The organism is Phenylobacterium sp. (genome assembly GCF_028290885.1).
GTDB lineage: Bacteria > Pseudomonadota > Alphaproteobacteria > Caulobacterales > Caulobacteraceae > Phenylobacterium.
The window spans coordinates 1-12691 of sequence record NZ_JAQGIZ010000291.1 but is presented as its reverse complement, the minus strand read 5'-3'; the positions used below and the strand labels follow the sequence as shown (position 1 = coordinate 12691).

Below are 12691 nucleotides of genomic sequence, written 5' to 3'. Positions count from 1 at the left end.
CTGCCGAACGAGAAGCCCTGCATGTACACGCGTCCCGGATCGGCGCCGTAGTCGGCCTCGACGGCGGCGATCACCTTCAGGATGTACTGCTGGTCCGGCCCGTCGGGGTCGTCGAAGGTCCAGGCGTCCCGCTGGCCCTGCAGGTACACGGTGATGAAGCCTTCCTTCTCCCCGACCTCATGCAGTTTGATCTGGCTGAGGTACATCCAGGCTGGGAAGGCGAAGCCGTGGGCGGAGAGCACGACGGGCAGCTTCTGCCCCTTGCGGTAGGCCGCAGGCGTCTTGACGTAGTAGCTGTAGGTGCGGTCTCCCACCGCGATGGACCGCACGTCGAAGGCCTTGTCGACTTCAGCGTGGGTCAGCAGGCGGCCCAGGTCGCCGTTCGGCGATGAGGTCCAGCGCACGACCCGCGCGAAGAAGTCGTTCCAGATCGTGCCCGCGAGACGGGCGTCTACCGGCGCTGACACCGGCAGCGTCGTGACGCGGACCTGTTGCGCGGGATTGTCCCTCGCCGTGAAGACCGCCGTCTGATAGCCGCCGGCGCTGTCCGCCGTGGCCGCGGCGGTCACGTGGTCGGCGCGCTTCCAATAGTCCGCCTGCCGCGTTTCGGCGGCGGTCGGCGCGCCCCTGGTGAACAGCCATGCCGCAACCGGCACGTCCTTCTTCTGCTGTTTCCAGATCGGGACGAGCGCCTTCTCGGGCCAGATATGCAGATACGCCCCGTCCGCCGGCTGCTCGCCCTTGCGGTAAGCCTCCTCGTGGGCCGCGCCGTCGACCGTCGCCACGGCCGCGTAGAGGCCGGGGTGGTTCATCGCGAAGGACTGCGCCAGGGTCGCCCCCGCGCCGACGCCGGTCAGATACTGGAAGGGCGCCCAGGTGCGAACGCGCGGGGGACCGCCGCGCCGGCCCGCATCGCCCTCCGCCGCGCCCTCGCCGGCGCCGGGGCGCGGACCGCCCGCCGCCCCGGGGGGCGGCGGGATGAGCATGTGGGTGCTGGCGTGTGCGAGCACCGCGGCCAGGTAATCGTCCTCGCCGCCGGCGCTCGGGCCCCAGGTCTTCTGCGCGGTTTCCGGGAAGACGACGACGAAACCGTTGTCGGCGGCGACTTTCGCCCACCCCGACTCCGTGGCGAACTGCTGCGCCGTGACGCCGTTGTCGTGCAGCGCATAGACCACCTGGTTGAAGCCGGCGCGATCCGCCTTCGGCGGCACGAAATAGTAGTAGTCGCGCTCCTGCCCGCCGACGGTGACCGTGTTCTTGGCGAGTGTCACGCCGTCGGCCGTCTGGGCCGCCGCCGGTCCGAAGCCGACGGCGATGGCGGCGAGCACCAGGAGCGGCGAGGCCTTCCGGACGCCTGCCAAAGTTTTGCCAATGGCCCGTTCAACGGTCTTCGACATATCTTCCCCCGCAACGTCTGGTTTTGTGTGGATGGCGCCGGCGACCCGCCGGCCGGCGATCGCCTTCATCACTGTTCGCAGTAGGCCTTCGTCCCGTCCGGCGCGGCCGTGCAGCGCCAGGTCACGGACCGGGTCACGCCGTTCCACGTGACCTTGTCGGCGCCGCGTTTGACCTCTGCGACGACGACCGTCTCCCAGGCCAGGTTGCCCACGGCGAAGGCGGTCGCCTTCTGCAGGCCCTCGGTCGTGGCGGGCTTGCCGGGTGGGCTCACTTTTGGCTTCGCTGGGCTCGGCAAGGCAGCGACCGGCGCGACCGGCGCCGGCATCTCGCCCTCGGCTTTCGGCGGCGGGCCGAACGCCTTGCCGTCGTCGGGCGTAGCCTTCCCGAAATCGCGGCTGTTCTCTTCCGGGTCGTATTCCACCTGCTCCCAATCGGGCCGGCGGTAGTAGGTCTTCTCGGTCGTCCAGGGCTTGGTGAAGGCCTTCGGGTCCTCCACCGTGATCGCATCCTTGAGCGTACGGGCGTCGGGCGCCCAGAACCGCTCCGTCACGTGCATCTGGTCGCTGTGGCCGCCGCCGCCCGGCAGCCGCGTGTCCGCCCGGATGCAGCAGGTGTCGACCACCAGGGTTTTCCCCTCCCAGTGGCCGATGGAATGACCCTTTGAGCTCGGCAGCGCCTCGGCCGGATGAACCCGTCCGTCGGTGTAGATTTCCCGCGCCCCGCCGTTGGCGCTCATGATCACGACCTCCAGCGGATTGATCTGGATGTCCATCGGGAAGAGCATGATCATCATCGCCGGCATGCTGCCGTAGAGCCCTGCGCCCTTGAAGGTCCGCGGACGGCCGGCCAAGGCGTCGGCGCGCATCTCGGCGCGTCGCGCCTGATATTCCTTCAGATAGTCGGGGTTGAAGGGCGGCAACTCTGGCTCGCCCGCCTTGAACGGAACGCGGTCGTCCCAGACGATGTCGCCGCCGCGTTCCCACAGGCCGTTCCAGTCCGGCAAGGCCGACCACGCCGGCAGCTTCGGACCGCCGGGCGGATACTTCGCCTGCTGCCCCCCGGCGGCGCTGGCTGCGAACATGCCCAGCGCCGCGATGCAGACTGCAGCCGCCGACGTCGCGCCGCGGAACCCAACTCTCGTTTTCATGACACTCCCCTGTCGCGACACGCGCGCGCGAACTTTTCGGTCAATTCGGCGTGGGCGACTCGGTGAGGACCGTACCGTCGGACTTGGTGGCCTTGACGAAAGCGCCGCCCGGACTGCCGTTCTTGAGAGGGCTGATTACGAGGTTGATCTTCTCGCCCGGCACGAAGGTGTTGAGGCCGAAGCCCTGCCGGACCAGCGTCAGCACGCTCGCCCCTTCGATGTTGATCGCGGTCGGCCGGCCGTTCTTCATGACCATCAGCACCAGCCAGCTGTGCGGGTTGGTGAATTCCCACGACTTGACCGTCCCCTGGAGCTCCACAGGATGGTCCTTGTCGAACATCGCAAACGAGTGGTGGGCCGAGGCCGCGGACGCCGCGACCGTCGCAGCCGCGAATGCGGCGAGACCCACGAGGCCAGCGCGTAGAGCTCGCACCCCTGATCCCGACATAGGTTCCCTCTCCCGCGCATAGAGCGCTTTGAATCAACTATTGTTGGCTCTCATTACGTCTCTGGGGAGATAAAGTCAATAAACACGGGTGGCTATTGCATCATTTTTACTGTTGCTTTACATGCCATTGGATGGCGCTACATATCGTCAACTGTGATAATATCTCAAATATTGTCGGATCAATTCAGAGTGACACAGACTGATACATTTTGACGCTTTTGCAGGATCAGCAACGGCGCTACTTTTGAGGCCGACGCGCGGACCCTGACGCCCAGGCAACCGCGGCGCAGAAATCGGGAAGGAGCGCGTCGCTTCCGGCGTCACCGCCGGCGCGGCCGAAGGATGCGAATGGGAACCAGTATTCCGTCGGATGCATGGGCGCCGACCGAGGCGGCGGCGCAGTCCCTTCAACGGACCGTGCTGATTGTTGACGACGACGAGGACATCCGGACGCTGGCGGCCGAACCGCTTACGCAAGCCGGCTTCCAGGTGGTCATGGCCTGGGATGGCCCGTCGATGTTCGCTGCGCTCAACAGCCAGCCGGTCGATCTGATTGTGCTGGACCTCAACCTGCCCGGGGAGGACGGCTTGTCGCTCTGCCGCCTGAGCCGCAGTCGCCGCGACATTCCGATCATCATGCTGACCGCGCGCAGCGACGCCATCGACCGTGTCATCGGCCTCGAGGTCGGCGCCGATGACTACATCACCAAGCCGTTCGAGCCGCGCGAGCTGGTGGCGCGCGTCCGCAGCGTCCTGCGGCGCGCCTACACGCCGATGGGCCTGCAGGACTCGGCGCCGCCCAAGCGGGCGACCTTCCAGGGCTGGACCCTGGACTTCGAGAATCGCCGGCTGAGCGACCCAAAGGGGCGCGTGGTCATCCTGTCCGGAAATGAGTTCAGTCTTCTCAAATTCTTCGTCGAGCACGCCAACGAGGTGCTGACCCGCGAGCAGCTGTTGACCCTCACCTCGCACCCGACGCTGATCGATGGTTCGCCCCAGCGGGTGGCCGACCTGCAGATCAGCCGCCTGCGGCACAAGCTCGACGACGACGCCCGGGCCTCCCAGCTGATCATGACGGTTCGCGGCCAAGGCTATGTGCTCGCCGCCGCGGTGACCTTCGAATGATCCTGCAGCGCTACTTCGACTCCATGGCGGGACGTCTGTTCCTGTTCCTCCTGGTCGGAGTCATCGGATCGTCCAGCCTCGCCCTGGGGCTTGCCGACGTTCGGCGAAAGTCGGACCTGGAGCGGATCAACATATTGCGCCTGGTGGACCGGGTTCAGGACATGGTGTCATTGATCGACAGCGCCCCCGAGCCGTTGCGCGAGCAGATGCTGTCGGAGGGGATCCTGGGCTTGCGGCCGCTCAAGGGAAGCGAGCGGATCATCGGCCCCGACCCGGAGTTCAGCCGCGTGCTCGCCTCGCGGCTCGATCCCTCCAGCCGCGCCCAGAAGGCCGTCCCGCAGACCTGCATCCAGCCGTCGTCGCGCACCTCCTTCTATGCGCAGCTGAGCTGCTGGGTGATCTCGACCCGGCTCGCGGACCACTCCACGATCGTCCTGGTCGCGCTTAGCCCACGGACGGACACCTTCGACCTGCCGCGGCTGGACCCCATCTTCCTGTCGATTCTGACGATCACGGTCAGCGTGCTGGCGTTCCTCGCCTCGCGCATGGCCGCCGCGCCGCTCCGCGACCTGTCGCGCGCCGCGCGCGAGCTTGGCCGGGATCTCGACCGCACGCCCCTGCCCGAGCGCGGCCCCTACGAGGTGCGCGACGCGATCCGCGCATTCAACCTGATGCAGGCCAAGCTGCGCGACCACGTCGTGGAGCGCACCCGCATCCTCGCGTCGATCACCCATGACCTGCAGACGCCGCTCACCCGCCTGCGCCTGAGGATCGAGAAGGTCTCGGATCCCGCGCTGCGCAGCCGCCTTGTCGATGATCTCGGCGGGATGCTGGCCCTGGTCCGCCAGGGTCTGGACTATCACCGCGGCAACGAGTCGGAGGAGCCATTCGTCCGGCTGGCGCTGGATTCGCTGCTGGACAGCGTGGTGGAGGACGCGGCCGAAGGCGGCCGGCCCGCCGCCCTTGTGCTGCGCTCGGGCTACGACATCGAGGGCAAGCCCCGGGCGTTGCAGCGGTGCCTGGCCAACCTCTTGGACAACGCCCTGAAATATGGGGGCGCCGCCGAGGTATCGGCGACGGTCGAAGCGGACGCGATCCGCATCCGCATTCGCGACTTCGGGCCCGGAATCCCCGACGAGAAACTGGAATCCGTGTTCGAGCCCTTCGTCCGCCTGGAGACCGCCCAACCGCCGATGGGAGGCGTCGGATTGGGGCTGACCATCGCCCGCGCCCTGGCGCAGAAGAGCGAGGCGGAGCTCGTGCTGGCCAATCACCCGCTAGGCGGACTGGAGGCCTGCCTCATCCTTCGCCGCGGCCTGATCCCAAGCGAAGCGGCGGCGACCCACTCGTCGGCCGCTTAGCGCGACAGAACCCGCGGATCGAACTGCGCCAGAGCGGTCTGCTGCGGATTGCTGGCGGTCGGCGGCCCGAAGTCGTTCTGCGTGGTGAAGCTCACCATTCGCCCGCAGGTGACGACGGCGATCCAGAACATCAATGAGAGAGCAGCCGCCACCTTCGCGGCGCGGGGCGACGGCGCGTTGTGGTCCCAGTTTTCCACGCCCGAATAGGTGAAGTGGTGGAAGATCAGCATGTTCGCTCCGGCGAACAGCAGCAGCAGCATCTTCAGCTGAAAAGGCAGGTCCGTGGCGTATTTGACCGCCGCGGAGATGAACATCAGCGAACCCGCGATGGCGGCGACCCCGAAGCAGGCCCAGGTGACCGGCAGCACGTCGCGGGCGACGTCGGTGACGGGGCGGCTTTTCCACGACACACCCAGCAGCCGAAGATCGAGGACGGCGATCGATCCGACGACCAGGGCGATAGCGATCACATGGACGGTCTCCGCCACCGGAAACATCCAGGTCGATTGGGCGATCGCCCGCGCGGGGGCTGTCGCTTCAATCCACTTGGCGATGGAGACGATCGACATTCCTCAGACTCCTCAGGTCTCGGCGGTCCGTCCGCTCACATGAAGTAGGCGATCAGGCGCCCGCAGATGGCGATGCTGAACCAGAGCGCCAGCGAGAGGGCGGCCACCGCCCGGAGCCCCCAGGGCGCGCGGCCACCCGGCCCGCCGAGAGATGGCGCGCCGCGAACCATGAGCTGGATGCCGAGAGTCGCCAGGAGAGCGCAGACCAGCAGCAGCATCTTGGTTTGGAAGACCGGATTGAGCAGGTCACGCCGCGGCTCGCCGATGATCAGGATCGCGCCGGTCGTCGCCATCAGGGGCACGGCGCTCCAGATCCACGGCAGGAAGTGCTCCGTCATTCCGGCGAGGGAGGTCCGGCGCCCGCCGACACCGAGCACCCGCAAGTCGATGGAGAGCGCGGAGAACAGGATGGCCGCGAGACCCAGGATGTGGACGATCTGGCTCACCGGAATGATCCAGCCGACATTCTGGATGCCGGCGCTGAGCGGTGTCTTCTCGAGCCAGGCGCACAAGGATTCCAGCATGCTTCCCCCGACAGCGCAGCCGCTGACCGCTGCGTTCTTTTCGGGTCGCGTCGCCGCGCCCCCTACGAGAACATAGCGCCCCATCGGGGGTGATAAGAAGAAGAAAATTGCGTCATTTTGTATCAAATTAAGTTATCATGATACAAACTCTTATAATAGACAAACTCATATCACTTTCATCTGGAACTAACTACCAAGATCGCATAAACGTTCTTCGATTTCTATTTGACGTTCCTTGATCAGTAGCGCGGTTGGCCTTCCGCCCACCGCCGCTTTAGGAGGGGGAGCAGGCATGTCGCCCCGGGGGACCGCGAATCTTGTGCGCCGGCTTTGGATGACGCGCGCCACGTCCCGTCCATTGGGCGGCCTGCTTTTGCTCGGCGCGTCGATCGCCTTCGTCTGGGCTGCGGTTGGGCTCGCCGCGTCGAGCCGGCTGGAGGCGCAGCTGGTCCGCAGCGATCCCGACGCCGCGGCCGCGAATGCCCGGCTGCTGTATTTTGCGGCGGCGCGTGGCGCGGGCGTCTTCAAGGCGGAATGCGCCAGCTGCCACGGCGCCGACGGCAAGGGAAACACCGCACGTGGCGTGCCTGATCTTACCGACGCCGACTGGCTCTATGGCAGCGGCAAGGTGAGAGACATCGAGAAGGTCGCCTACTACGGCATCCGCGCGCACAACCCGCGGAACTGGAACCTGGCGGTCATGCCTGGCTTCGCCCGGCCGGTTCCGTCCGCCAGCGAGCAGCTCGCCCCCCTCAGCCCGGGCGATATCGCGGCCGTGACCGCCTTCCTGCAATCGCGTGGGGGGCAGCCTGCGGGCCTTGCAGCGGCCGAGGCCGGGCGTCGCATCTTCGCAGGCAAGGGCGGCTGTTATGACTGCCACGCCAATGACGCCAAGGGCGATCCGGCGATCGGCGCGCCCAACCTTGTCGACAAGATCTGGCTCTACGGCGATGGCAGCCGCCAGGCGATTTTCGACTCCATCGCATACGGGCGCCAGGGCGTCTGCCCTGCCCGGGCTGGCCGGCTGTCGGCTTTGCGCCTGCGGGAAGTCTCCCTCTACGTCTTCGCCCTGTCCCATCGATCGGGCCCGCACCCGGACAAGTCCCCCCCATGACCCCGCCGACCGCCCAGCCCGCATCGCCATCTGACTGGGACCCGCAGCGGGTCAGCGCCCGCCGGTCCATATCGCTCATGGCGTTGGGCGCCCTCACCGGCCTCGCGCTGGCCGGATACGCGTTGTTCACCGCGCGCGGCACCACCACCTTCCATGTTCCGGCGGAAGACGTCGCGCTGGTCAATCAGCAGCCGATTGCGCGGGCCGACTTCTACACGCAGCTGCAGGCGACCTATGGCGTCGACAACGCGCACGCGACACCCACACAGCGCCGCCGGGTGCTCGACGACATGATCCGCGAGGAGCTGTTCGTACAGCGGGGCAAGGAACTCGACATCGCCGCCACCGACCCGGACGTCCGGACCGCCATGGTGAGCGCCATCGAGCAGATGGCGGCCGCCGACGCGGTCACCTCGGAACCCAGCGACGGCGCCTTGCAGGCCTATTTCAAGGCGCACCAGGACCGCTACGCCCAGGAAGGCGTCATGGACGTCCGCGACCTGGTGTTTCCGGAAACGGCGGACAGCGCGGGGGCAGCAGGCGCCTTGGCCGCCGGAACGCCGCTCACGGCGGCGCTAGGGCGCTTCCAAGGCCGCGACACCGGCCGGGAAACCGGCGAGGACTTCTACTTCGCCGCGAAAATCCATCTGGGCGGCGCGCTGTTCGGCGTCGCCCGCACCGTGCCGAGCGGCGGCGTCTCGTCGACCGTCGCCCAGCCGGACGGCGTCCACCTCCTCTACATGATCCGCAACACCCCGCCGCAGCCGTTTGCGTTCGAGGAGGCCCGCGGGCAGGTGCTGTCGGACCTCCGGAACGACAAGGTGAAGCGGACGACGGCGCAGTATCAGGGCTTCCTGCGTCAGCGGGCGAACGTCCTGATCGCGGGCGATCTGCGCTGATGCGCCGGATCCTTCGCGCCGCTCTCTGGCTCGCCCTCGCCCTGCTGCTCGTCGCCCCCCCGGCGGCAGCCCACACGCGCAGCGAATCCCACTCGGTCTGGGAGATCAACGGCGCCGATGTGGATCTGGCGATGACCATCCCGGTCATCGAGCTGCAGCGCCTCGGCGCCGGCGGGACGGCGCCTTCCGACGACGATGTGAAGCGCTACCTCACGGCGAGGGTCTATCCGATCTCGCGCGGCCGGCGGTGCGCCCTGGTTCCGCCGGTGGAGACGCTGTCCGCGGCCCCCGGCTTCCGCAAATATGACTTCACCTTTCGTTGCCCGGTCCGCGACGACCTGCAGATCCGGTCGGCCGCCTTCTTCGACGTGATCCCGAGTCATACCAATTTCGCCGAGATCCAGGACGAGACCACCGGCGCCTTCGCCGAACAACTGATCACCAACGAACACCAGCTCGTCGCCGTCTCCGGGAAGGCGGCCAACGGCCTGAAGAGCGCCAGCTTCTTCGAATTCGTCCGCATGGGTGTGATGCACATTTTCACCGGCGTCGATCACATGTCGTTCCTGCTGGGACTTGTGCTGATCTCGCGAAGGCTGCGGGATCTGGTCTTCGTGGTCTCGGGGTTCACCATCGGGCACAGCCTGACCCTCGCGCTGGCGGTTACCGGCGTGATCCGGCCCCATCCGGAATACATCGACGCCCTCGTGGCCCTGACCATCGCGCTGATTGGCGCGGAGAACCTCGCCGAACAGACCCACCGGCCGCTCCCCGTCGCCTTGGCGTTCGGCGCCAGCCTCGCCCTGATGGCGCTGGGGAGCGCGTTCGGCTTAGGCGAACTGCCAAGCCTGCTGCTGCTCGGCGCGGGCCTGTTCACCAGCAACTACCTGATGATCTCCGGCCAACTGGCCGACCCCGGGCGGTTCCGGATGATGATCACCCTGGTTTTCGGCCTGATCCACGGCTTCGGCTTCGCCTCGAATCTGTTGGAGATGCAGCTTCCGACCGGCCGGCTGGCGGAGCTGCTGGTCGGCTTCAATCTCGGTGTGGAGATCGGACAGCTGACGCTGGTGCTCGGCGTCACCGCCCTCGTGCTGCTGGTCTCGAAGCTGAAGCTGGCGACGCCGCGGGCCGTCACCGTCGACGTGGCCTCCAGCTTCCTGGTCGGGCTAGGGGTCTATTGGTTCGTGACCCGCAGCTACAAATAGACCCGGGGGACGTAGCAGTGCTCGGCGCCGTCAGCGGCCCTGGATAAGCTGGTCGCCGCGGCTGTTCAGCTTGCGGATCAGGGCCTGAGCGCCGCCGGAATTCAAGGTCGCGGCGTATTCGGAACGTTGGCCCAGGACCGAACTGACCGTGCTGTTGTAATAGACGTCGATCACCTTCCAGACACCCCCATCCTGCCGCATGCGATAGGCGAGTTGCGTGGGCGCACCGCTGCCGGTGAGACGGGTATGGACAAGCTTGTCCGGCCCCCGCGTGTCGACCTTTTCGACGGTGAACTTCTCACCGCCGTAGCTGTCGAAGTTATGCGCGTAGGTGGCGACCGTCATGCGCGTGAACGCCTTCACCAGAGCAGCCTTGTCCTCCGCGGAAAGATTGTTCCAGGCGGAACCCACCGCGAACCGGGTCATGGCGGGAAGGTCGAAGGTCCGCTCGATTACGGGCTGCAAGGCCTCGAACCGCCCCCGCGGGCCGAGCTGCTTGGCCCGCTTCATCACGTCGAGCACGGCGTCGTCGAACTTTTCGATCTGGGCGGCGGCGGGATCGGCCTGCTGGGCGTGCGCCGCCGGAGGCGCGGCCGCCAGGGCCAAGGCCAGGGCTAGGACGGTGCTGGTCGCTCGGCGCATGGGCTCACGCGATCTTTGCGAGGTTGGTCTCGACAACGCGGACGATGTCGACGGCGTTCAGTCCGGCCCGCGCATACTGCTTTTGCGGATCATCATGATCCTGGAACTCGTCGGGCAGGATCAGCGTCCGAACCGACAGGCCTGAGCGCATCAGGTCGTCGTTCACCAGGTAGTCGAGGACCTGGCTGCCGAAGCCCCCGATCGAACCCTCTTCGATCGTGATGAGCATGTGGTGGCTCTGGGCCAATCGGCGGACGAGATCGCGGTCGAACGGCTTGACGAACCGGGCGTCGGCGACCGTGCAGGATATCCCGCGCGACTGCAGGCGCTCGGCCGCGCCAAGCGCCGCCTGCAGGCGCGTGCCGACGCTGAGGATGGCCACGTCCTTGCCTTCGCGCAGCACGCGGCCCTTGCCGATTTTGAGCACCTGGCCGCGCGCCGGCAGGGCGACGCCGGTTCCTTCGCCGCGCGGATAGCGGAAGGCGATCGGGCCCTCATCGTAGGACGCCGCAGTCGCAACCATGTGGACCAGTTCCGCCTCGTCGGCGGCGGCCATGATCACGAACCCCGGAAGGCAGCCGAGGTAGGTCATGTCGAACGCGCCGGCATGCGTCGCGCCATCGGCTCCGACCAGCCCCGCCCGGTCGATCGCGAAGCGCACGGGCAGTCTTTGGAGCGCCACGTCATGGATCACCTGATCGTAGGCCCGCTGCAGGAAGGTGGAGTAGATGGCGCAGAAGGGCTTGTAGCCTTCGGTCGCCAGGCCGGCGGCGAAGGTGACCGCATGCTGCTCGGCGATGCCGACGTCGAACATCCGGTTGGGGAAGCGCTTTTCGAAGAGGTCCAGGCCGGTGCCGGACGGCATGGCGCCGGTGATCGCGACGACGCGGTCGTCCTCTTCGGCTTCGCGGATCAAGGCCTCGGCGAAGACCTTGGTGTAACTGGGAGCAGCGGCCTGGGACTTCGACTGGACGCCGGTCAGCACGTCGAACTTGCTGACGGCATGCAGCTTGTCCGCGGAACTCGCCGCGGGGGAATAGCCGTGGCCTTTCTCGGTGACGACGTGGAGCAGCACCGGCCCGTCAATGCCGTTGTCGCGTATGTTCTCCAGCACCGGCAGCAGGTGGTCGAAGTCGTGGCCATCGATCGGCCCGAGATAGAGGAACCCGAGCTCCTCGAAGAGCGTGCCGCCAGCCACCATTCCGCGGGCGTATTCCTCGGCGCGCGCGGCCGCCTTGTGCAAGGGCCTGGGCAGCCGCTCGGCGATTTCGCGGCCAAGCGCACGAAGGTTCTGGTAGCTCTTGGAGGACACGATCTGGGCGAGGTGGCGGCTGAGCGCCCCCACGGGCGGGGCGATCGACATGTCGTTGTCGTTGAGGATGACCAGCAGCTGGCCCTTGCGGGCGCCGGCGTTGTTCATCGCCTCGTAGGCCATGCCCGCACTCATCGCCCCATCGCCGATGACGCAGATCACCCGGTTGTCGCCGCCGGCGAGGTCACGCGCCACAGCCATGCCAAGGCCGGCCGAAATGGACGTCGACGAGTGGGCCGCGCCGAAGGGGTCGTATTCGCTCTCGCTGCGTTTCGTGAAGCCGGAAAGGCCGCCACCCTGACGAAGAGTCCGGATGCGGTCGCGCCGTCCGGTCAGCACCTTGTGAGGATAGGCCTGGTGGCCAACGTCCCAGATCAGCCGGTCGCGCGGCGTGTCGAAGACGTAGTGTAGCGCGACGGTGAGCTCCACCACGCCCAGGCCGGCGCCGAGATGTCCGCCGGTGACCGAGACCGCGTCGATGGTCTCATTGCGCAACTCCTCGGCCAGCCGCCGCAGGTCGTCCCTCGAAAGGTCGCGCATATCCGCCGGAACGACGATCTGATCCAGCAACGGGCTGTAGACACTCATGAAGACCTCTGGCGAGAAGCGAACCGGCGGGTCAGACCCAACCTTCCTTAGTTGCGGCGATCCAACAAGAAGAAGGGCAGCGCACGGAGCAAATCGGCATCCGCCCCGTGCGGCGCAAGGGCCTCGCTCGCGCGCTCGGCCAAGCGCTCGGCTTCCGCCCTGGCGCGCTCGACACCCCAGAGCGAAACCAGCGTCGCCTTTCCTTGCGCCTGATCCTTGCCGACCTGCTTGCCGGCTGCGTCCGCGGAACCCAGGACGTCGATGAGATCGTCGCAGATCTGGAAGGCGAGGCCTAAATCCTGGGCATAGGCCCGCAGCGCCGCCCTCTGCGCCAGCCCGGCCCCGCCGAGTATGCC

The 12691-nt window shown here is 67.0% G+C and carries 13 protein-coding genes; 5 read left to right on the top strand and 8 right to left on the bottom strand.

Features of this window, described 5'->3' with window-relative positions; translation table 11 throughout:
* The 3 genes from JWP28_RS19300 to JWP28_RS19290 all read right to left on the bottom strand — a co-directional run.
* The coding region (locus tag JWP28_RS19300; RefSeq protein ID WP_299545482.1) for a hypothetical protein at positions 1-1397 on the bottom strand (1397 nt) is incomplete at its 3' end.
* 68 nt (positions 1398-1465) lie between these two features.
* On the bottom strand, positions 1466-2545 hold the full coding sequence (locus JWP28_RS19295; protein WP_299545481.1) for a hypothetical protein: 1080 nt from the start codon (positions 2543-2545) through the stop codon (positions 1466-1468).
* A gap of 40 nt (positions 2546-2585) precedes the next feature.
* On the bottom strand, positions 2586-2954 hold the full coding sequence (locus tag JWP28_RS19290) for a DUF6152 family protein (RefSeq protein ID WP_299545480.1): 369 nt from the start codon (positions 2952-2954) through the stop codon (positions 2586-2588).
* A 387-nt stretch (positions 2955-3341) separates the two neighbouring features.
* Here JWP28_RS19290 and JWP28_RS19285 point away from each other — a divergent pair, with 387 nt between their 5' ends.
* Together JWP28_RS19285 and JWP28_RS19280 are read left to right on the top strand one after the other, a co-directional pair.
* Complete coding sequence (locus JWP28_RS19285) at positions 3342-4118, top strand: response regulator transcription factor (protein ID WP_299545479.1); 777 nt, start codon at positions 3342-3344, stop codon at positions 4116-4118.
* Positions 4115-5479: an ATP-binding protein gene (locus tag JWP28_RS19280; protein WP_299545478.1), complete on the top strand. Its 1365-nt coding sequence runs from the start codon at positions 4115-4117 to the stop codon at positions 5477-5479. The genes JWP28_RS19285 and JWP28_RS19280 overlap by 4 nt, the downstream gene beginning before the upstream one ends.
* Here JWP28_RS19280 and JWP28_RS19275 read toward each other — a convergent pair.
* Both JWP28_RS19275 and JWP28_RS19270 read right to left on the bottom strand, forming a co-directional pair.
* Positions 5476-6048, bottom strand: a complete 573-nt coding sequence (locus JWP28_RS19275; RefSeq protein ID WP_299545477.1) for a DUF6644 family protein — start codon at positions 6046-6048, stop codon at positions 5476-5478. The genes JWP28_RS19280 and JWP28_RS19275 overlap by 4 nt on opposite strands.
* Positions 6049-6083: 35 nt before the next feature.
* Positions 6084-6572, bottom strand: a complete 489-nt coding sequence (locus tag JWP28_RS19270) for a DUF6644 family protein (RefSeq protein ID WP_299545476.1) — start codon at positions 6570-6572, stop codon at positions 6084-6086.
* A gap of 334 nt (positions 6573-6906) precedes the next feature.
* Between JWP28_RS19270 and JWP28_RS19265 the strand changes: the two genes are divergently transcribed.
* The 3 genes from JWP28_RS19265 to JWP28_RS19255 are packed head-to-tail and all read left to right on the top strand — an operon-like array spanning position 6907 to position 9793.
* Positions 6907-7686 carry a c-type cytochrome gene (locus JWP28_RS19265; RefSeq protein ID WP_299545475.1) on the top strand — a complete coding sequence of 260 codons (780 nt, stop codon included), beginning with the start codon at positions 6907-6909 and terminating at the stop codon, positions 7684-7686.
* On the top strand, positions 7683-8585 hold the full coding sequence (locus tag JWP28_RS19260; RefSeq protein ID WP_299545474.1) for a peptidyl-prolyl cis-trans isomerase: 903 nt from the start codon (positions 7683-7685) through the stop codon (positions 8583-8585). The genes JWP28_RS19265 and JWP28_RS19260 overlap by 4 nt, the downstream gene beginning before the upstream one ends.
* Complete coding sequence (locus tag JWP28_RS19255) at positions 8585-9793, top strand: HupE/UreJ family protein (protein WP_299545473.1); 1209 nt, start codon at positions 8585-8587, stop codon at positions 9791-9793. The genes JWP28_RS19260 and JWP28_RS19255 overlap by 1 nt, the downstream gene beginning before the upstream one ends.
* Positions 9794-9823: 30 nt before the next feature.
* Here JWP28_RS19255 and JWP28_RS19250 read toward each other — a convergent pair whose 3' ends face one another.
* From JWP28_RS19250 to JWP28_RS19240, 3 genes are all read right to left on the bottom strand, one after another.
* On the bottom strand, positions 9824-10435 hold the full coding sequence (locus JWP28_RS19250; RefSeq protein WP_299545472.1) for an ABC transporter substrate-binding protein: 612 nt from the start codon (positions 10433-10435) through the stop codon (positions 9824-9826).
* Positions 10436-10439: 4 nt separating this feature from the next.
* Positions 10440-12335 (bottom strand): 1-deoxy-D-xylulose-5-phosphate synthase, encoded by a 1896-nt coding sequence (gene dxs / locus JWP28_RS19245; RefSeq protein ID WP_299545471.1) that lies wholly within the window; start codon positions 12333-12335, stop codon positions 10440-10442.
* A gap of 47 nt (positions 12336-12382) precedes the next feature.
* Positions 12383-12691, bottom strand: a 309-nt coding sequence (locus JWP28_RS19240) for a polyprenyl synthetase family protein (RefSeq protein WP_299545470.1), incomplete at its 5' end; no start/stop codon positions are given.

Excerpts from the sequence above, each read along its gene's own strand:
- JWP28_RS19295 (WP_299545481.1), bottom strand. The coding sequence starts at position 2,545 with ATGAAAACGAGAGTTGGGTTCCGCGGCGCGACGTCGGCGGCTGCAGTC.
- JWP28_RS19285 (WP_299545479.1), top strand. The coding sequence starts at position 3,342 with ATGGGAACCAGTATTCCGTCGGATGCATGGGCGCCGACCGAGGCGGCG.
- JWP28_RS19280 (WP_299545478.1), top strand. The coding sequence starts at position 4,115 with ATGATCCTGCAGCGCTACTTCGACTCCATGGCGGGACGTCTGTTCCTG.
- JWP28_RS19275 (WP_299545477.1), bottom strand. The coding sequence starts at position 6,048 with ATGTCGATCGTCTCCATCGCCAAGTGGATTGAAGCGACAGCCCCCGCG.
- JWP28_RS19270 (WP_299545476.1), bottom strand. The coding sequence starts at position 6,572 with ATGCTGGAATCCTTGTGCGCCTGGCTCGAGAAGACACCGCTCAGCGCC.
- JWP28_RS19265 (WP_299545475.1), top strand. The coding sequence starts at position 6,907 with ATGACGCGCGCCACGTCCCGTCCATTGGGCGGCCTGCTTTTGCTCGGC.
- JWP28_RS19260 (WP_299545474.1), top strand. The coding sequence starts at position 7,683 with ATGACCCCGCCGACCGCCCAGCCCGCATCGCCATCTGACTGGGACCCG.
- JWP28_RS19255 (WP_299545473.1), top strand. The coding sequence starts at position 8,585 with ATGCGCCGGATCCTTCGCGCCGCTCTCTGGCTCGCCCTCGCCCTGCTG.
- JWP28_RS19250 (WP_299545472.1), bottom strand. The coding sequence starts at position 10,435 with ATGCGCCGAGCGACCAGCACCGTCCTAGCCCTGGCCTTGGCCCTGGCG.
- dxs (WP_299545471.1), bottom strand. The coding sequence starts at position 12,335 with ATGAGTGTCTACAGCCCGTTGCTGGATCAGATCGTCGTTCCGGCGGAT.